Consider the following 16,772-nt stretch of genomic DNA (forward strand, 5'->3'; position numbering starts at 1 on the left):
AAAAAATAGGAGCTAAACTTTTTTGCCTTTTAACAAATATGATAAGATTTATGCGATTTTAAGAATTTAGGAAAAATTATGCTGTATTCGGGATTAAACAAAAAAATATCGCCATTTTTCACCGCACTTTTTGGCTGCGGTTTGTTGATTTTTTCCCCAATAAGCCATGCCTCCGATCTTAACCAGATTCAAAAGCAAATTAAGCAACAAGAATCTAAAATTGCTGAACAAAAACGCGAGCAAGCTAAGTTGCAAGCTAATTTGAAAAACCATGAAAGTAAAATTAATGCTGTCGTGGGGGAGTTACATGAAACAGAAATGAGCTTGAAAGAAATTCGTAAGCAAATTTCTGATTCAGATAAACAACTCAAACAATTGGAAAAACAAGAATCTGAACAAAAAACACGCTTAGCGAAACAAATGGATATGATTTATCGCTCAGGTTTAAATCCTTCCGTCATTGAAAGAATGTTTTCTAAAAATGCGGAAAAAGCAGAACGCATGAAAGTGTACTATCAACATTTAAACCAAGTTCGAATCGAAATAATTGATAGTTTAAAAGCAACACAAGCTCAAATTGTATCTCAAAAAGAATCAATTTTAGGTCAGCAAAAAAATCATCGAGATCAACTTTTAACGCAAAAAAAACAGCAACAAGAATTACAAAAATCACAACAAGAACGTCAATCTACACTAAATGAACTTAATAAAAATTTGGCGAGAGATCAAAATAAATTGGATAACCTAAAGGCTAATGAACAAGCGCTCCGTCAAGAAATTCAACGTGCCGAAAAAGCGGCTTTAGAACAAGAAAAAAGAGAGCGTGAAGCGCTTTCACAACGACAAAAAGCTGAAGAAAAAAGGACTTCAAAACCTTATCAACCGACAGCACAAGAACGTCAATTGCTTAACAGCACAAGTGGTTTAGGGATTGCCAAAAAACAATATTCAGCACCAGTTTCAGGGCCAACTTTACATAATTTTGGAACGATTCAGGCAGGTGAAGTTCGTTGGAAAGGTATGGTTATTGGGGCAGCAGCCGGAACTGCAGTCAAAGCCATTGCTGCTGGACGTGTAATTTTAGCTGGGTATTTGAATGGCTACGGTTATATGGTCATCGTTAAACATGGAGAAACCGACTTAAGTTTGTATGGTTTCAATCAAGCCGTATTGGTAAAAGTTGGTCAACTAGTTTCTGCTGGACAAATTATTGCTCAAGTGGGTAATACTGGTGAAATCTCTCGTTCCGCACTCTATTTTGGAATTAGCCGAAAAGGCACACCAGTGAATCCAGCTGGATGGATCCGTTAATGAAACTTCTCATAAAAAGTACGGTGAAAAATTTCATCATTTTTTCTACCGCACTTTATACTTCTATCTCCCTTGCGCAAAATAAACTTGCTATTGTTATTGATGATGTAGGCTATCATCTCAAAGAAGATGCGGCTATTTTTGCAATGCCGCGTGAAATTTCCGTAGCAATTATTCCTGCTGCACCTCATGCTCGAGCACGTAATCAAGAAGCAAAATCTCGAGGCCGAGACATTTTAATTCATATGCCGATGCAACCTATGAGTGCGGTGAAAATAGAAGATGGAGGACTACATTTAGGAATGTCTTCAGCGCAGGTCAATGATCGGGTAAATACAGCCAAAAATATCGTGAATTATGCAATTGGCATGAATAATCACATGGGTAGTGCAGCTACAGCGGATCCCCAATTAATGACTTATTTAATGACCGCACTTCAAGAAAAACATTTATTCTTTTTAGATAGTCGAACAATAGGAAAATCTGTAGCAGGAAAAATAGCAAAAGAACAAGGTGTTCGTTCATTAGATCGCCACATATTTTTAGATGACAGTAACGAACTAGCTGAGGTTCAACATCAATTTCAAGCAGCAATTCAATATGCAAGGAAACATGGTACCGCGATTGCGATAGGACATCCTCGTCCAAATACCATTGCGGTGTTACAAGCAGGAATTAACAATTTACCTGGAGATATCCAACTTGTCGGAATGGGTAACTTATGGCGCAATGAAAAAGTAATCCCGCCTAAACCATTTATTTTATTATTTACAGAAATGCCTGCGCCAACCTCAATGGAACCTTTTGAACCCGTAGGATTACTACGTGGAATTCCAAAATAAAAACCTGATTTTACAATCAGGTTTTTTGTCTTATTTGGAAAATGCATTTCTTAATTTACCTTGATGTCTTTCTAATAATGCCTTCGCCTCTAATTTCGATAAATTACTCAAAATCATCATAATTGCAAGTTTGGCATTTTGATCTGCTTCAATTAATGTGTGCTCAGCGAGCACTTTATCACAATCCGTTACTTGCATCACAATACGCACAGCGCGTGCTTTAAGCTTTTCATTACTGGCTTGTACATCAACCATCAAATTTTCGTAACATTTACCAAGTAAAATCATACTTGCCGTAGTCAGCATATTCAAAACCATTTTTTGTGCGGTACCAGATTTTAAGCGGCTAGAACCCGTCAATATTTCAGGCCCAACAATAGTCTCAATTGCAATATCAGCTATCTCAGCCATCGCAGATTTTGGATTACTCGCAATAGAAATTGTCAAAGCACCGAGAGATTTAGCGTATTGAAGACCTTCAATAACATAGGGTGTGCGGCCACTTGCAGCGATCCCGACTAATACATCATTTTTTGAGAAATTTATGCTTTGTAGATCCTCAAGTACAGCTTTCGTATTGTCTTCCGCCCCTTCTACGGGATGACGAATAGCATGTTCGCCCCCCGCAATAATACCTTTGACCATTTCTGAAGATACACCAAATGTAGGAGGGCATTCTGATGCATCCAATACGCCAAGACGACCGCTCGTCCCAGCTCCAATATATACTAGACGCCCGCCCTGTTTAAAAGCATGAACTATTTTATCTACTGCTAACGAAATCTCAGGCAAACATGCTTCAATAGCTAAAGGAACTTGTTTATCTTCCTTATTCATTAATCGAACAATATCTAAAGCACTTTGACGATCAATATCAACTGAATTCGGATTTCTCTGTTCCGTAATTAACGTAGATAAACTTTTTAATATAATATCATTCATATTTTGACCTTAGTCTTTAGGAAAAATAGCCCCCAAACTAACTGCACTTTTTGCGCCAGTTACGCTAGGCAGATTTGCGGGTAAATTGTTTATTCGACAATAAGCCAACCAAGCAAAAGCAGCGGCTTCTACATAATCAATATCAAAACCTTGCTCTGTCGTTGTACCAACCTGCCAATCGAGTAAATTATCATGCAATCCACGCATAATTAAGCTATTCTTTGCGCCGCCGCCACATACTAATAAACGTTTTGGTAAATCTGTTTGGAGTTGATTTAGTGCATTGACAATGCTTGTTACCGTCAATTCAACAAGCGTCGCTTGCACGTCTTCTGGGGATAATGTGATTTTGGAGCAAAGCGCGGTAAGTTTTTCAGATGTTTTTTCTACTTTGCCAATTAACCAATCAAGATTAAATAATTCTCTCCCTGTACTTTTTGGAGCAAGTAAAGAGAAAAAAGGTTCATTTAATAATTCATCAAGCAGAACTTGATTCATGTTGCCTTTTGAAGCCCAGTCACCATTTTTGTCATAGCGAAGGCCTTGGTGTTTTTCTATCCATTGATCTAATAATGTATTACCTGGACCTATATCAAACCCAATTACAGGTTGATTAGGCAACAATATCGAAACATTACTAATCCCACCAATATTTAAAACAACTGTAGCAAAATTAGCATTTGAGAATACAGCTTTATGGAAAGCGGGTACAAGAGGAGCCCCTTGTCCGCCTAAAGCCATATCTTTACGACGAAAATCACCAATAACCGATATTCTCGTCTTAGCTGCCAATAAATTCATATCGCCTAGTTGCATCGTGAAAGGAAATGCAGAAGCAGGAGAATGCCATACTGTCTGTCCATGACAACCAATAGCTTCAATTTGACTTGGAATAAGATTATATTTTTGTAGAAAGCTATGTACACAATCACAATACAGTAAAGCAAGCTCATGATCGAGTTCGCCTAAATTTTGTAGAGTTGTTTCACCAATTTGAATGAGTTTGGTTAATTTCTGACATAAATTTTCTGGCATAGGAAAAAAATCAGATAAGATAAGTCGAGGCTCTAGAGAAAAATCAACGAGAGCAACATCCACTCCATCTAGACTAGTTCCAGACATCATGCCAAGATAATATTGAGGTTTCATACTAATTATTTTTATATTTAAAATTTGATAATTATATATCTAATTCAAAAAGAAAAATAAAAAGAATTATTAAATAATATAAAAAAGGTATGAGTATAAATATATTTTATGATCAATTGAAAAGAATATTTTAATGGCAGGGGCGGAGAGGCTCGAACTCCCAACACCCGGTTTTGGAGTTATGCAAACTGTGAATAGTTAGTAGCCATTAAGAAAATAAATAACAAATAATTCAATCAGTTATCCAATCAATCAAAATTGCAACACTTTTAATATACCATAAAAAAAATCGCACTCCACGCCACACTGACGACACATCTAGACACATAACTTTTTTTGCTTACCAAAAGATCTGATTTTTCACTTTTCTGCGTTTGTTTGCGTTAAAAGATCTGAAATAAAGGATCTGAAAGGCGCTATTACTGAAAAGGCTTCGGAAAGGATCTAAAATTGCGTTGAAATCGACATCTTTAGTGTGCGGGCGTGGCGAGGGTTGACTGCGATTTTTCATGCGTACAATTGGGCGAAAAATCGGGCTGAAATAAGGATTTAAGATTTATCATATTGATTAATTTGATATAATACACTGGGGCAGTACTAATACTATATAGGACAAAAACAGCTCTTTGAGCAATAAAAAACCCGCATTTCTGCGGGCTGTTTATTTTTGAAAGGATCTAATTTAGTAATTTGTAATCGGAGAACGTGATCACTTCTTCCCCTACCCAACTATTAATCTCTTTCAATCGTTCTTGCAATGGGATTATCTCATTAATAAAAAACACTCGCGTTGCCTTTTCAACGTCACCAAAGCCTCCAGTATTGTTAGGCACAATGCCCATCAGTTGCGGTGGCACACGGTGCGCGGCTAACACATCATCACGGCTTGCGTTCTTAATGTTTAGGAAATCATCTTTAGCAATAGCATCAGACAATGGAATAACTTGCATCCCGTCTTTCTTTCCGTTTGGAATATAAACAAATAAATTCTTAAAGTTACCAGTGCCCTTGGTTTGTCTGATTTGCGTTTTGATTGCTTCAATATCGTCTTGGTTCTGTGTTGGGTCGGTCATGTAAATAATCGAACCCGCATGCGCACCGTTCAAATAATATTTACGGCGGAACAATGTGGCACTTTCATTTAAAAAAGCAGATTGAAGTGCGGCCAAATATTCTGGCACGCCATAAATCTCTTGATTCACATCGGGATTAATCAAGTTAAAGACAGCACCTTTTTTAAATTCATATTCATCAAATCCATTCACAATCTGATAAAACACGCCAGCTTCAACACCGACACGCATATATTTAGCAAGGGGGGATTTCAGTGATACAACCTTACCAAACGAATTTACAGTTTTCTCAACATAAGCATTGCCAAACACCAAATAATCCTGAACCAGTTTTTCAAGTTGTGTTCTGGGTAAAAGTGCGGTTGTTTTGCATGTTGAAAGTAAAATGTTTTTCTTCACCGTGATCGCACTGTTGTGATGGGCTGAGGCATTTAAGGCTTTAGCCAAGTAACTTAAATTAATGGGCGGATTGTAATATTTTTCATACATCAACACACTTTCGAAATAATTCAGTACTTCTGCACGGTCAAGCACTGGAATAGGTTCACCAAAGCTAAATGCCTGTGCTTGATTTCCAGTAGAAAGTGCGGTGGATTTTTTTGTGTTTTTGCTCATTGGGTTATCCTATTCAAAGGTAAATATTGTTGATTTGTTGCTTGATACATCGCCGCCTAAACCATAAGGCACATTTAAAATGCAGTTCATAATCGCCCATGATAAATCGCCGTGGCTTGCATCTTCCGAACGATCCGAAACATAAGTAATTTTCCCTGTGCCAGTAATGCGTTTTTTCACCGTCATAAAACTACTCACGATATCATTGTCACCACTATCAAATTTAAGGCGACGTTTCTGAATTAAGTTTTGTGTTTTTAACACCATTTCATTTTTAAGATCGGCGTTATACTCTAGGCCCTGCGCCATTGGATAAAACTTTCTCACTTCCTGATAAACGCCCGACCCCATACCCGTTTTATCAATCACGATGCGAGTCACATTGTAATCATCACAAAACTGTTTAATGCGGCTTGCTTGTGTTTCGTAATCCATACCGTGAAAAGTTTGTTTATGTAAAACACGATAATCGCCCCCTTCCACTTTCGGCGGTGCAACAATCACTAAGGCTGCACGGTCGCCAGTAAAAGCAGGGTCATAACCTAACCACACTTCACGATTGCCGAATGGGCGTTGATAAAATGGCTTGTAATCGTGCCATTCTTCTAAGCTATCCACTTGGCAAAGTTGTAAGTCCGAAAACTTGAAAGCAGAACTGTTATCATCGGCAAATTGACACAAAAACAGCTGTTCAAATTCTTCTTTGCTGTTTTCTGCGATTAGGTCGTCAATGTTGAATAGATTGCACCCACCTTCCATGGCATCATAAATACTCACAATCTGCTTCCATTGACGGTCGGCACAAAGTTTTCCGCTTTTTAAATTTTCGTGAGAAATATCAATTTCAACTTTGTCCGCTTTGGCCCGATTTTTATTAAATGCTTTTCCAGAGAAAAACGCATAAGCAGGATGTGCAATCGTGGTCGGCGTGGAAAAATAGGTTTGACGATACATTTTTTGCGCCGCCATACCCGATGCCACTTTTCGCATCACATCAAATTTAGGCACCCAAAATACTTCATCAAAATACAAATTGCCGTGGTAGGATTGAGCCGTAGCGGAGTTTGTGCCAAGGAAAATCAATTCAGCCCCATTTGGCAATTTGATGGTTTCGCCTTTTAAATCCACATCTGCCGTTTGCTTGGCATAATTCACAATGTACGAACGAAACTGCAACGCCTGTTTTTTACTGGCAGATAAGAAAATTTGATTGTGCCCCGTCGTCAAAGCATCAATAAAGGCTTCATGGGCAAAATAGTAAGTCGCCCCGATTTGTCGGCTTTTTAAAATATTTCTGATTCGGTGTTCTTTCGCCTTGTGCCAAATTCGCTGATAATTAAACATCCCATCAAGAAAGCCATTAATCAGAGATTCTTCTTGCTCTTGATCAATGGCATTGGGTTCGGTTTTCTTGCGGTCGCCCTTGTTGCGGTTCGCCAGTTTCGGGTTTAAATCTACTTCGTTACCTTCACCAAAAGAATACTTTTTCACTCTCGCCATTCTTTCCATTTGGCGACCGAGCAAATCAATTTCTTTGTAATCTGAACCGCTCTTTTCTTCTTTTGCAATCAGCAAATTCAACCTTATCTCTAATGCCAATTCAACCCGACCGACAGGCGCAATATCATCCCACTTTTCTCTGTCTTTCCAGCTGGCAATCGTTGATGCAGGAATATCAAGCTGGCGAGATATTTCAGCGATTTTATAACCACTGAAATACATCTGCTGTGCTTTACGTTTGATTTCCGCCGTTACTTCGGGGGAAGGTTGATTAATAACTTGTTCGTCCATTCCTAATCCTTTCTATTTACAACCGCATAATAGAAAGGGGGCGAATGTTAGTCTTTCCGCTTGCTCTGTGAATCGGCATACAACAAAAGCAACTCATAGACCACCAAAATTAAACCTTTCAGAATAATGGCAATCTTTGAATCAAACCAACCATCGCAAGGATAACCAATGGCAAAAAAATCTAAATGGGTCATTGTTGCAACTGAAGGGGCAACAACTGACGGCCGCACAATTCAACGCAACTGGATTGAAGAAATGGCCGAAAGTTACGATCCAAAAAACACCTATGGTGCACGTATCAATCTCGACCACATCAAATTCTCTTTATACATGCCAGAACTAGCAAATTCTCATTGCTTTGGTGATGTATTAGCCGTGAAAGCAGAAGAACGTGAAGACGGCAAATTACAACTTTTAGCTGAATTACAGCCAACTGATGCACTTATTGCCTTAAACAAAGAAGGGCAAAAAGTTTACACATCCGTAGAAATTGACACCAATTTTGCCGACACAGGCAAAGCCTATTTAGTTGGTTTAGCCGTCACAGACAATCCAGCAAGCCTAGGCACAGAAATGTTAAGTTTCTCACACAATGGTTTAAATGCTCGCAAGTTAAAAGCCGATAACCTATTCACTGCCGCTATTGAAACTGAATTGGAATTTGTGGAAGAAACACAAAGCATCTTTGAAAAAATCAAAGGCTTGTTTGCGAAAAAAGAAAAATCAGACGATGAACGCTTTTCTGATCAAACACAAGCCATTGAGCTTTTAGCCGAGCAAACCAAAGAAACTTTGGAAAAATTAACCGCACTTTCTGACGATTTAGCCAAACAAAAAGCCGAAATCAAAGAAATGAAAACAGGTAATGCAGAAATCCAAGCAACATTCGCAGAACTCCAAAAGCCTGTTGAACCCGAAAATCCTCGCCCTTTAGTTTACGGTGAACAACCTGAAACTGACGGCCGCTTCTTTTAATTTATCTTAGGAAAAAACCAAATGAATAAATTTACCCAACAAAAATTTAATACTTATGTAGCTGGTGTTGCAGCAGATAACGGCGAAGATGTGGCATTCGTTGCGAATGGCGGTCAGTTTACCGTTGAGCCAACTATCCAACAAAAATTAGAAAATGCCGTGCTTGAAAGTTCTGATTTCTTGAAACGCATCAATGTCGTGATGGTGCAAGAAATGAAAGGTTCCGCATTACGTTTAGGCGTGCTTTCGCCTGTGGCAAGTCGCACCGACACTAACACCAAAGCACGTGAAACCACAGACATTCACAGTTTGCAAGAAAACACCTATTCTTGCGAACAAACCAACTTTGACACGCATTTAAATTATGCAACCTTAGACAGTTGGGCGAAATTCCCTGATTTCGCCGCACGTGTGGGCAAACTCAAAGCCGAACGCATTGCATTAGACCGTATCATGATCGGTTGGAATGGCACAAGCGCAGCGGCAACCACAAACCGCACTGAACATCCATTATTGCAAGATGTGAATAAGGGTTGGTTATTCCAAATCGAAGATAAAGCCAAAGCCCGTGTGTTAAAAGAAATTGAAAAAAGCAGTGGCAAAATCGAAATCGGTGCAGGTAAAACCTATAAAAACCTTGATGCCCTTGTCTTTGCATTAAAAGAAGATTTCATTCCAGCACAATATCGTGACGACACTAAACTGGTTGCAATTATGGGTAGCGACTTATTAGCCGATAAATATTTCCCATTAATCAACCAAGAAAAACCAAGCGAAATTTTGGCAGGCGATACCGTCATTAGCCAAAAACGTGTGGGCGGGTTACAAGCCGTATCTGTGCCATTCTTCCCGAAAGGCACAGTGTTAGTCACATCGCTCGACAACTTGTCAATCTACGTGCAGGAAGGCAAAGTGCGCCGTCACTTAAAAGATGTGCCAGAACGCAATCGTGTGGAAGATTATTTATCGTCAAACGAAGCCTATGTTGTGGAAAACTACGAGGCAGTCGCCATGGCGAAAAATATTACGATTCTTGAGGCACCTGCGCCTATTTCGCCTGTGGCAGCATAACGGAATCAATAATGCGCCCAACCAAACGCCATTTTCTGGAAGTTTCTGCCGCTATTGCTAATGCGGCAGAAACCGAAGATCTAAGCGACTTTACGGAATATGAAAAAATGTGCCGTATTCTTGCTCGCCATCGAAAGGATTTGAAAAACATCCAATCGACGGAACGCAAAGGCGCATTTAAAAAGCAAATTTTGCCTGACTATCTACCATGGATTGAAGGGGCGTTATCGGTCGGAAGTGGTAAACAAGATAACGTCTTGATGACATGGTGCGTGTGGGCGATTGACTGTGGCGAATATCATCTCGCCTTACAGATTGCCGATTATGCCGTATTTCATGATTTACGCTTGCCAGAGCCATTCACCCGAACACTTGGCACCTTGTTGGCAGAAGAATTTGCCGATCAAGCCAAAGCCGCACAAGCCGCCAATAAACCGTTCGAAGTGGCTTACTTAGAGCAAGTTCAACGCATCACCGCTGATTGCGACATGCCTGATGAAAGCCGTGCGCGATTATTGCGTGAATTGGGCTTGTTATTGGTTGAAAAGCACCCTGAACAAGCACTGACATATTTAGAACGTGCTTTGGGTTTAGATCAGAAAATTGGCGTGAAAGGCGATATTAAAAAATTACGTAAGCAATTAAACAAAGCCGATGAATAATCGGTTTTGGTAAAGAGCAAACCACGCAGCCGTCGGGCGGATTAAAAGTGCGGTCAAATTCTGACGGATTTATTGGCCGTGCTTAATTTAATCCTCACCCGACTTTTTTTATAAGGGTAAATCAATGAGCGACGGCGCAATATCAGTCAAACTTGCCCCCGATTATGAAATGGGCGAAGTACAGCAACAGTTAAATGATTACGATACCTTAGATGACATTATCAGTAATGACGGTTTCTTCCCCGATATGTCACTTTCCCAATTTCGCAATCAATATCGTGCAGACGGCACCATTACCACACAACGTTTACAAGATGCCTTGATTGAGGGCATGGCGAGCGTCAATGCGGAACTCTCCACGTTTAAAACACAAAGCAAACACGACAGTTTAGAACAGATCACAGCCCCCTACATCAATGGCGAAAGCGTGCTGATTTATCGTTATAAACGTGCGGTAAGTTGCTTGGCACTGGCAAACCTTTATGAACGCTATGCAAGCTATGACAGCACCAATGATGGCGAAAAGAAAATGGCACAACTCAAAGACAGCATTGATGAATTACGTCGTGATGCTCGATTTGCGATTAGCGACATATTGGGCCGAAAACGCGTCGATGCGGAGTTAATCTAATGCAAGTTTACGCACAACAAAATGACAATTTAGATGCCATTCTTTATCGCCATTTTGGACGAAGTGAAGGCTTACTCGAAATAACCTGCGAACTCAATCCGCATTTAATGGATAAGCCCATTATTCCCATTGGCACCCCAGTCATATTGCCAGAAGCTGATACAGAAAAAATTAGTGTGGCAAATGACACTATTCAACTTTGGAGCTGATATGCACGACACACCATCAAAAGCATCTTACATATCAGGAATATTCGCCTTTTTGATTGGACGCATTGCCGATATGTTCTCAAATGTAAATTGGGCTGATGTCGCATCGGTTACAGGTATTGTGATTGGTATCGCCACCTTTCTTGTAAATTGGTATTACAAGAAAAAAGATTTTGAATTAAAAGAAAAAGAACTCGAACAACGGATCCATCATCATGATTAAACGTTCAGCTAAATACATCTGCGCCATATCCGCCGTTGTTGGACTGGTGATTGCCACTCATGGGAATGAAATTCGAACCTCAGAAAAAGGCTTGTTACTGATTGGCAATGCAGAAGGTTGTATGAAAAAGCCCTATCAATGCCCTGCTGATGTTTTAACAGTCGGCATAGGCATAACCGATGCCGTTGAAAAAATTGACCGCAATAAAATTTACACCTTGCAAGAAATTGCTGAATTATACGTAAAAGGAATTAAACAATCGGAAAAATGCGTTAATCAATATGCCAACGGGCAAACCATGCCACAAGGTGCATTTGATGCCTTAGTTTCCATCACCTTTAACGTAGGATGTGGCAAATTAAAAAATAGCTCACTTTTTAAAATGGCACGCCAAGGCTACAGCAAAGCTATGTGCGGTCAATTCGAACGTTGGATTTACGCAGCAGGAAAACCGCTAAAAGGATTAATTGAACGCCGTCAAAAGGAGAAAAACCTATGTTTAATTTCTTAACCGCAAAAGAACGAGGCATTTTACTTATCGGACCAATAGTGCTTGTACTCCTCATTATTTTCCTAGGGTTTGAGGCGAATTACTGGCGAAAAGAAATGCTCAAAGAAGAACAGCTAAAACTGAAATGGCAAAACTCTTACATTGAGTTAAATCATAGCGTTCAAAATTTTGCCGAACAGCAAGCACAGCTAATCCAAGCCGTAAATAACCTCAAAGCAAACCAAAATCAACAAACACAGGATTTAAAAAATGTACTTAAATCAAACCAAGATTGGGCTGACCGCCCTTTGCCTGATGATGTTAAACGCGTGCTCAACTCAGCAGGAAGTCATTAAATCACCGATTCTTTGTCCGCAAACCACAGAGTGCAGTGCATATTCGCCACAAATTCGCACCAATGGTGAATTAGCCGAAGCCTATTTACAGACAAGGCATCACCTTGATTTATGCATCATTGAAAACTCGAGTTTAAAAAAATGCATGGATGAATTTAATAAAAAGGAACAGCCATGACAGATCAATTCGACCGAGCACAACAGCTTGAAGAAATGCAACGTGAAATCGCCCTGAAAAAACCCCGCACTTTTAAAGCAGTAAGTCGCCTTTATTGTGAAGATTGCGATGCGCCCATCCCAGAAAAGCGCAGACAAATGATTCAAGGCGTAACACGTTGCGTGACTTGCCAACAAAGATTTGAAATGCAACAACGGAATTTTCGCAAATGAAAAAACCAAACCAACTGCGCAAAATCCTTGAACAAAGTCACCCCGATTTTGTAAAAAACCCCGACCATCTACAACTTTATGTGGACGGTGGGCAAATCGTCGCAACAGGTGCCGCATCATTTAGTTTTGAATATCGTTACACACTCAATGTTGTGGTGACTGATTATGCAGGCGATATTGCCACCTTGATTGTGCCAATGATGGCTTATCTCCGCACAAATCAACCTGAAATATTAGAAAATCCACAAATTCGAGAAAATGCATTTAAATTCCAGGTGGATTACAACAATAACAACACCGCAGATATTAGTTTCGAAATCCAACTCACTGAACGTGTCGTTTCGAAAAAAGACGGGAATAACGTACAAATTCATTACGCAAAAGAACCAGTATGGGATGAACCAACCCGAGTAAAAGTCTATTTGGAAAACTGGGATTCATTAATTTTTGAGGGTGATATCGTCTAATGGCTACAGTAGAAGAAGTTCAGGCAAAATTGACCGCACTTATTGCCAATCTTTCTCCACAGGCGCGCAGACAGCTTGGGCGAAAAATCGGGCAAGCCTTACGAAAAAGCCAATCGAACCGAATTGCACGCCAACAAAATCCCGATGGTTCAGCCTTTGAACCCAGAAAACCACGTAAAGAATTTGGAAAAAAGAAAGGACGAATCAAACGCAAAGCCATGTTCGCCAAACTTCGCACTGCCCGACATTTAAAAGTGCGGTCAAATGGTAACGAAGTTTCAGTGGGTTTTAATGGCTCAAGTGCTGCCATTGCTGCAGTGCATCAATACGGTTTAACGGCACGACCATCAAAAGAGAAGGATTTTAAAGTGAGATATACCCAACGGGAACTATTGGGCATTTCAGAACAGGATTTATCAATGCTGAATGAATTGGTGATAGAACAAATTAGCAAAAGCTAATTACTTTAAATAAGAAGGTGGAACCACCGTATCATGGTGTGAAAGTTTACCGGCAAACAATACCAATAAAACCACATAAAGAGGCAAACAAATGATTGGCACGACAAACACTACAAACCATACCCAGCCCCAAAATGTTTCCGGTTTAAAAAGTTCATACATTGAAACAGTAAAACTAGATAAAGCAGAAAAAACGACTGCAAAAAAATGACCAACTGGTGCGATAACATCAAACCAGATAAATGAAAAAGGATTAAATTGATAATGCAAACAGGTGGAAATAATAACAAGGCTCCACATAGCAATGTTTAGCATGATCAACGTGCGAGATGTTCTTTTGTTTTTCATATCCGCTCCTTATTCTCTTTTCTTGATTATTAGCAATCATACGTTTATTTGTCAATAAAAATAAGGCGAAAAAATGAATAATTTACAAATTCAAATTATCCTAAATTCAGTAGATAAAGCAACCGCACCAATTAAGGCGATAGCAGGTAGAGCGGAAGCATTAGCTGAAAAAGTGAAACATGCTCAAAAAGCATTAAGCGGATTGGATAAAACTAAAAATTTAGCTGAAAAATTTAAAGCTCTGCGTAACGAAACGAATAGCTATGCCAAAGCACTAGATACTGCAAAAGCAAACAGCAAACAATTACAAAGTGCCATGGATTCAAATACGGCTAAATTTAACAGCATTACAGGGAAACTAGGCAATGCGACACAACAACTCAATAAACACAAAGAAGAAGTCATACGCTTAAAATCGGTTTATAACAATATGTCTATTCCTCTTGCCAAAGGCATGGGGTTTAAAAGCTTTAATGATGCACGTTCCAGTATTGCCCGACAAATTGAAACACAAAAGAAGGCAATAAAAGATTCAAACGAACAGATTAAAAAGTTAAAGTCAGAACGCAAAGCTACTGAACAAGCCGTAAAGAGCACAACAAAAGCCCTTGATGGCGAGAAAGAAACAATTAACAGGATTAATAAAGAATATAAACCCCATGTAGAACAACTAAAAAAAATACAAGAACAACTACACAAAGCGGGATTTAGCACCAAGCACTTTGCGCAAAGTGAAAAACAACTATCGGCAGATATTGAAAAAGCAAATAATAAATTAGCAAAACATCAGCGTATGCTTGCTTTAGTTGAACAAGCACAAGCAAGATTTGCTCGTATTAAAGCTCCAATATCATCTGCATTAAATACTGGACGAAACATTGCAGGCGTAGGGGTACAAGCATCTATTGGCGGACAACAAATAATGCAACCGATCATATCAATGGGTCGAGGTGTCGTAGAAATGGCGCAAGTTGCTGGTAAATTTGAGCAATTTCAGTCTGTTTTAGAGGTAACAGAAGGTAGTTCAGAAAAAGCCAAGAAAAGTTTTGATTGGGTGAAAAAATTTGCAGTAGATACTCCAGCCAACCTTGATGAAGCAATGGAAGCCTTTGTGCGTTTGCGCGCTTACGGCATGGATCCTACAAACGGATTACTGCAAACATTAGGCGATACAGCTTCTGCAATGGGAAAACCAGTTATGCAAGCTGTAGAGGCAATTGCCGATGCCGTAACAGGTGAAAATGAACGCTTGAAAGAATTTGGGATTAAAGGCAGTGCAATAAAAGGAACAAAATTTATCGAATATACTTATACGGATAAAAATGGCAAACAACAATCTGCACGTGTCGATAAAAACAACCGAAAACAAATTGAAGAAACGCTCAAACGTATTTGGAATGAAAAATATTCTGGCGCAATGGAAAAACAATCAAAAACGCTTTTAGGTATTTGGGCAAAACTTGATGACGTATGGGCAAGTTTCCAAATGAAAATCATGGAGAATGGCGCATTTGATTGGATTAAAGATAAACTGCAATTTCTTTTAAAGAAATTTGATGAACTTGAACAGAATGGTGAGTTAAAAAAATGGGCGAAAGATATTGGCACAGTTATCAATGAAGTGATTCAAGGATTGTGGGATTTTGGTCAAACCGTATTTGAGGCAGTCAAATGGTTAGCTCAATTTGCATCCCAAAACAAAGGTGCAATCGCTACAATAGTTAAGTTTACCGCCATAGCTGGTATGGCATTGATGGCTCTCGCACCTTTGCTTTTCACCTTGTCTTTAGTTGCACCAGTGCTCCAAGTATTGGGTTCAACGTTTTTATGGGTTGGGAAAGTTGCTATAACTGCCATTTTGGGTATAGGAAAAGCTATGTTAGCCAATCCAATTCTAGCAGTGATTGCTTTAATTATTGGTGCATTAGTGTATCTTTGGCAAAATTGGGATGAAGTGAAAGCAAAACTCATTGAGGGCTGGAACTGGTTAAGTGAACAAGCGGGGCAAATTTGGCAAAATATTGTTAATTCCGTTACAGAAAAATGGAACGTATTAAGTGCCAAAGTGGGAGAAATCACAAATTCAGTTGGGGAGTTTTTCCGTGAAAAATGGGAAGGCATTACCGATACAGCAAAAAACTTCGGTTCTAATATGATGAACAAACTAAAAGATGGCGTACTCGAAAGTTTTAAAAATGTACAACAAGCCATTAGCAGTACTGTGGATTGGATCAAAGAAAAACTCGGCTTTTCTAAAGATACAGAAAAACAAATTGAACAAACAAAACAAAATATTGCAAATGTCACAAACAATGCAGAAAACAACGTGCCAAATATTAACAAATGGTCAGGCGGCTATGCAGGAAATGGCGGTAAGTTTGAACCAAAAGGTATATTCCACGGTGGCGAATACGTAATGACCAAAGAAGCCACATCTCGACTTGGCATCAATACGCTCAACGCCCTTAATTACGGCAAACAAGCACTGATTGCGGGCGGTTTAGGTATCAGCGTTGCGACTGCAGCCCCTGTGCAAGTTGATACTCGCGCGCCAATTTCTGCTCGTCCGATGATGACGCAAACCAGCCAACCAATGAGCGTAAATATCACCATCAATGCCGCACAAGGTATGGATGAACGAGCCATTGCACAACAAGTGGCAAAAGAAATACAACGCATCGAAAACCAACGCCAAGCAAGAGCGCGGAGTTCCATGTGGGATAGAGCATAATAAAAGGGCGAAAGCCCTTTTTTGTTACCTATTAT

20 protein-coding genes are annotated in these 16,772 nt (G+C 39.5%); 15 read left to right on the forward strand and 5 right to left on the reverse strand.

The window, feature by feature from the left end; translation table 11 throughout:
• Nucleotides 1–78 precede the first annotated feature (78 nt).
• Together envC and KP713_RS07630 are read left to right on the forward strand one after the other, a co-directional pair.
• Entirely contained in the window at nt 79–1,311 is a 1,233-nt protein-coding gene (gene envC / locus KP713_RS07625) for a murein hydrolase activator EnvC (protein WP_215770315.1), read from the forward strand.
• Nucleotides 1,311–2,153: a divergent polysaccharide deacetylase family protein gene (locus KP713_RS07630; RefSeq protein ID WP_215770316.1), complete on the forward strand. Its 843-nt coding sequence runs from the start codon at nt 1,311–1,313 to the stop codon at nt 2,151–2,153. The genes envC and KP713_RS07630 overlap by 1 nt, the downstream gene beginning before the upstream one ends.
• 30 nt (nt 2,154–2,183) lie before the next feature.
• Here the strand turns inward: KP713_RS07630 and murQ are convergent, their stop codons facing one another.
• The 4 genes from murQ to KP713_RS07650 all read right to left on the reverse strand — a co-directional run bounded on the left by murQ (nt 2,184) and on the right by KP713_RS07650 (nt 7,723).
• Complete coding sequence (gene murQ, locus KP713_RS07635; RefSeq protein ID WP_215770317.1) at nt 2,184–3,095, reverse strand: N-acetylmuramic acid 6-phosphate etherase; 912 nt, start codon at nt 3,093–3,095, stop codon at nt 2,184–2,186.
• 9 nt (nt 3,096–3,104) lie between these two features.
• Nucleotides 3,105–4,244, reverse strand: a complete 1,140-nt coding sequence (locus tag KP713_RS07640) for an anhydro-N-acetylmuramic acid kinase (protein ID WP_215770318.1) — start codon at nt 4,242–4,244, stop codon at nt 3,105–3,107.
• 677 nt (nt 4,245–4,921) lie between these two features.
• Nucleotides 4,922–5,932 carry a phage portal protein gene (locus KP713_RS07645; RefSeq protein WP_215770319.1) on the reverse strand — a complete coding sequence of 337 codons (1,011 nt, stop codon included), beginning with the start codon at nt 5,930–5,932 and terminating at the stop codon, nt 4,922–4,924.
• Nucleotides 5,933–5,941: 9 nt separating this feature from the next.
• Nucleotides 5,942–7,723, reverse strand: a complete 1,782-nt coding sequence (locus KP713_RS07650) for a terminase large subunit domain-containing protein (protein WP_215770320.1) — start codon at nt 7,721–7,723, stop codon at nt 5,942–5,944.
• A gap of 168 nt (nt 7,724–7,891) precedes the next feature.
• Between KP713_RS07650 and KP713_RS07655 the strand changes: the two genes are divergently transcribed.
• The 12 genes from KP713_RS07655 to KP713_RS07710 all read left to right on the forward strand — a co-directional run bounded on the left by KP713_RS07655 (nt 7,892) and on the right by KP713_RS07710 (nt 13,658).
• Entirely contained in the window at nt 7,892–8,698 is an 807-nt protein-coding gene (locus KP713_RS07655; RefSeq protein WP_215770321.1) for a GPO family capsid scaffolding protein, read from the forward strand.
• A gap of 21 nt (nt 8,699–8,719) precedes the next feature.
• A complete protein-coding gene (locus KP713_RS07660) occupies nt 8,720–9,769 on the forward strand; it encodes a phage major capsid protein, P2 family (protein WP_215770322.1) in 1,050 nt (349 codons plus the stop codon).
• Between the two features lie 11 nt (nt 9,770–9,780).
• Nucleotides 9,781–10,431 carry a phage terminase small subunit gene (gene gpM / locus KP713_RS07665; RefSeq protein WP_215770323.1) on the forward strand — a complete coding sequence of 217 codons (651 nt, stop codon included), beginning with the start codon at nt 9,781–9,783 and terminating at the stop codon, nt 10,429–10,431.
• Between the two features lie 124 nt (nt 10,432–10,555).
• Nucleotides 10,556–11,062, forward strand: a complete 507-nt coding sequence (locus tag KP713_RS07670) for a head completion/stabilization protein (protein WP_215770324.1) — start codon at nt 10,556–10,558, stop codon at nt 11,060–11,062.
• Nucleotides 11,062–11,271: a tail protein X gene (locus KP713_RS07675; RefSeq protein ID WP_005641176.1), complete on the forward strand. Its 210-nt coding sequence runs from the start codon at nt 11,062–11,064 to the stop codon at nt 11,269–11,271. The genes KP713_RS07670 and KP713_RS07675 overlap by 1 nt, the downstream gene beginning before the upstream one ends.
• 1 nt (nt 11,272) lies before the next feature.
• Nucleotides 11,273–11,494, forward strand: coding sequence for a phage holin (locus KP713_RS07680; RefSeq protein WP_215770325.1), 222 nt, complete (start codon nt 11,273–11,275; stop codon nt 11,492–11,494).
• Nucleotides 11,487–12,005 carry a lysozyme gene (locus KP713_RS07685; RefSeq protein WP_112087903.1) on the forward strand — a complete coding sequence of 173 codons (519 nt, stop codon included), beginning with the start codon at nt 11,487–11,489 and terminating at the stop codon, nt 12,003–12,005. The genes KP713_RS07680 and KP713_RS07685 overlap by 8 nt, the downstream gene beginning before the upstream one ends.
• Nucleotides 11,990–12,340, forward strand: a complete 351-nt coding sequence (locus tag KP713_RS07690) for a chemotaxis protein (RefSeq protein ID WP_215770326.1) — start codon at nt 11,990–11,992, stop codon at nt 12,338–12,340. The genes KP713_RS07685 and KP713_RS07690 overlap by 16 nt, the downstream gene beginning before the upstream one ends.
• Nucleotides 12,255–12,518, forward strand: coding sequence for an Rz1-like lysis system protein LysC (lysC, locus tag KP713_RS07695; RefSeq protein ID WP_215770327.1), 264 nt, complete (start codon nt 12,255–12,257; stop codon nt 12,516–12,518). Before KP713_RS07690 ends, lysC begins: the two co-directional genes overlap by 86 nt.
• A complete protein-coding gene (locus KP713_RS07700) occupies nt 12,515–12,730 on the forward strand; it encodes a TraR/DksA family transcriptional regulator (RefSeq protein ID WP_215770328.1) in 216 nt (71 codons plus the stop codon). The genes lysC and KP713_RS07700 overlap by 4 nt, the downstream gene beginning before the upstream one ends.
• Nucleotides 12,727–13,197 carry a phage tail protein gene (locus KP713_RS07705; protein ID WP_005633794.1) on the forward strand — a complete coding sequence of 157 codons (471 nt, stop codon included), beginning with the start codon at nt 12,727–12,729 and terminating at the stop codon, nt 13,195–13,197. The genes KP713_RS07700 and KP713_RS07705 overlap by 4 nt, the downstream gene beginning before the upstream one ends.
• Nucleotides 13,197–13,658, forward strand: coding sequence for a phage virion morphogenesis protein (locus KP713_RS07710; RefSeq protein ID WP_215770329.1), 462 nt, complete (start codon nt 13,197–13,199; stop codon nt 13,656–13,658). Before KP713_RS07705 ends, KP713_RS07710 begins: the two co-directional genes overlap by 1 nt.
• Here the strand turns inward: KP713_RS07710 and KP713_RS07715 are convergent, their stop codons facing one another.
• Nucleotides 13,659–14,006, reverse strand: a complete 348-nt coding sequence (locus KP713_RS07715; RefSeq protein ID WP_128787205.1) for a hypothetical protein — start codon at nt 14,004–14,006, stop codon at nt 13,659–13,661.
• Between the two features lie 73 nt (nt 14,007–14,079).
• Here KP713_RS07715 and KP713_RS07720 point away from each other — a divergent pair, with 73 nt between their 5' ends.
• The gene (locus tag KP713_RS07720) at nt 14,080–16,737 is read left to right on the forward strand and encodes a tape measure protein (protein WP_215770330.1); all 2,658 of its coding nucleotides are present in this window, start codon (nt 14,080–14,082) and stop codon (nt 16,735–16,737) included.
• Nucleotides 16,738–16,772 lie beyond the last annotated feature (35 nt).

The organism is Haemophilus sp. SZY H36, from assembly GCF_018829625.1.
GTDB classification, from domain to species: Bacteria; Pseudomonadota; Gammaproteobacteria; order Enterobacterales; family Pasteurellaceae; genus Haemophilus; species Haemophilus haemolyticus_K.

Coding starts and splice junctions, on each gene's coding strand:
- KP713_RS07670 (WP_215770324.1), top strand. CDS start 10,556: ATGAGCGACGGCGCAATATCAGTCAAACTTGCCCCCGATTATGAAATG.
- KP713_RS07685 (WP_112087903.1), top strand. CDS start 11,487: ATGATTAAACGTTCAGCTAAATACATCTGCGCCATATCCGCCGTTGTT.
- KP713_RS07640 (WP_215770318.1), bottom strand. CDS start 4,244: ATGAAACCTCAATATTATCTTGGCATGATGTCTGGAACTAGTCTAGAT.
- KP713_RS07710 (WP_215770329.1), top strand. CDS start 13,197: ATGGCTACAGTAGAAGAAGTTCAGGCAAAATTGACCGCACTTATTGCC.
- envC (WP_215770315.1), top strand. CDS start 79: ATGCTGTATTCGGGATTAAACAAAAAAATATCGCCATTTTTCACCGCA.
- KP713_RS07690 (WP_215770326.1), top strand. CDS start 11,990: ATGTTTAATTTCTTAACCGCAAAAGAACGAGGCATTTTACTTATCGGA.
- KP713_RS07655 (WP_215770321.1), top strand. CDS start 7,892: ATGGCAAAAAAATCTAAATGGGTCATTGTTGCAACTGAAGGGGCAACA.
- KP713_RS07630 (WP_215770316.1), top strand. CDS start 1,311: ATGAAACTTCTCATAAAAAGTACGGTGAAAAATTTCATCATTTTTTCT.
- lysC (WP_215770327.1), top strand. CDS start 12,255: ATGTACTTAAATCAAACCAAGATTGGGCTGACCGCCCTTTGCCTGATG.
- KP713_RS07660 (WP_215770322.1), top strand. CDS start 8,720: ATGAATAAATTTACCCAACAAAAATTTAATACTTATGTAGCTGGTGTT.
- KP713_RS07715 (WP_128787205.1), bottom strand. CDS start 14,006: ATGAAAAACAAAAGAACATCTCGCACGTTGATCATGCTAAACATTGCT.
- KP713_RS07645 (WP_215770319.1), bottom strand. CDS start 5,932: ATGAGCAAAAACACAAAAAAATCCACCGCACTTTCTACTGGAAATCAA.
- KP713_RS07650 (WP_215770320.1), bottom strand. CDS start 7,723: ATGGACGAACAAGTTATTAATCAACCTTCCCCCGAAGTAACGGCGGAA.
- KP713_RS07700 (WP_215770328.1), top strand. CDS start 12,515: ATGACAGATCAATTCGACCGAGCACAACAGCTTGAAGAAATGCAACGT.
- KP713_RS07720 (WP_215770330.1), top strand. CDS start 14,080: ATGAATAATTTACAAATTCAAATTATCCTAAATTCAGTAGATAAAGCA.
- KP713_RS07705 (WP_005633794.1), top strand. CDS start 12,727: ATGAAAAAACCAAACCAACTGCGCAAAATCCTTGAACAAAGTCACCCC.
- gpM (WP_215770323.1), top strand. CDS start 9,781: ATGCGCCCAACCAAACGCCATTTTCTGGAAGTTTCTGCCGCTATTGCT.
- KP713_RS07675 (WP_005641176.1), top strand. CDS start 11,062: ATGCAAGTTTACGCACAACAAAATGACAATTTAGATGCCATTCTTTAT.
- KP713_RS07680 (WP_215770325.1), top strand. CDS start 11,273: ATGCACGACACACCATCAAAAGCATCTTACATATCAGGAATATTCGCC.
- murQ (WP_215770317.1), bottom strand. CDS start 3,095: ATGAATGATATTATATTAAAAAGTTTATCTACGTTAATTACGGAACAG.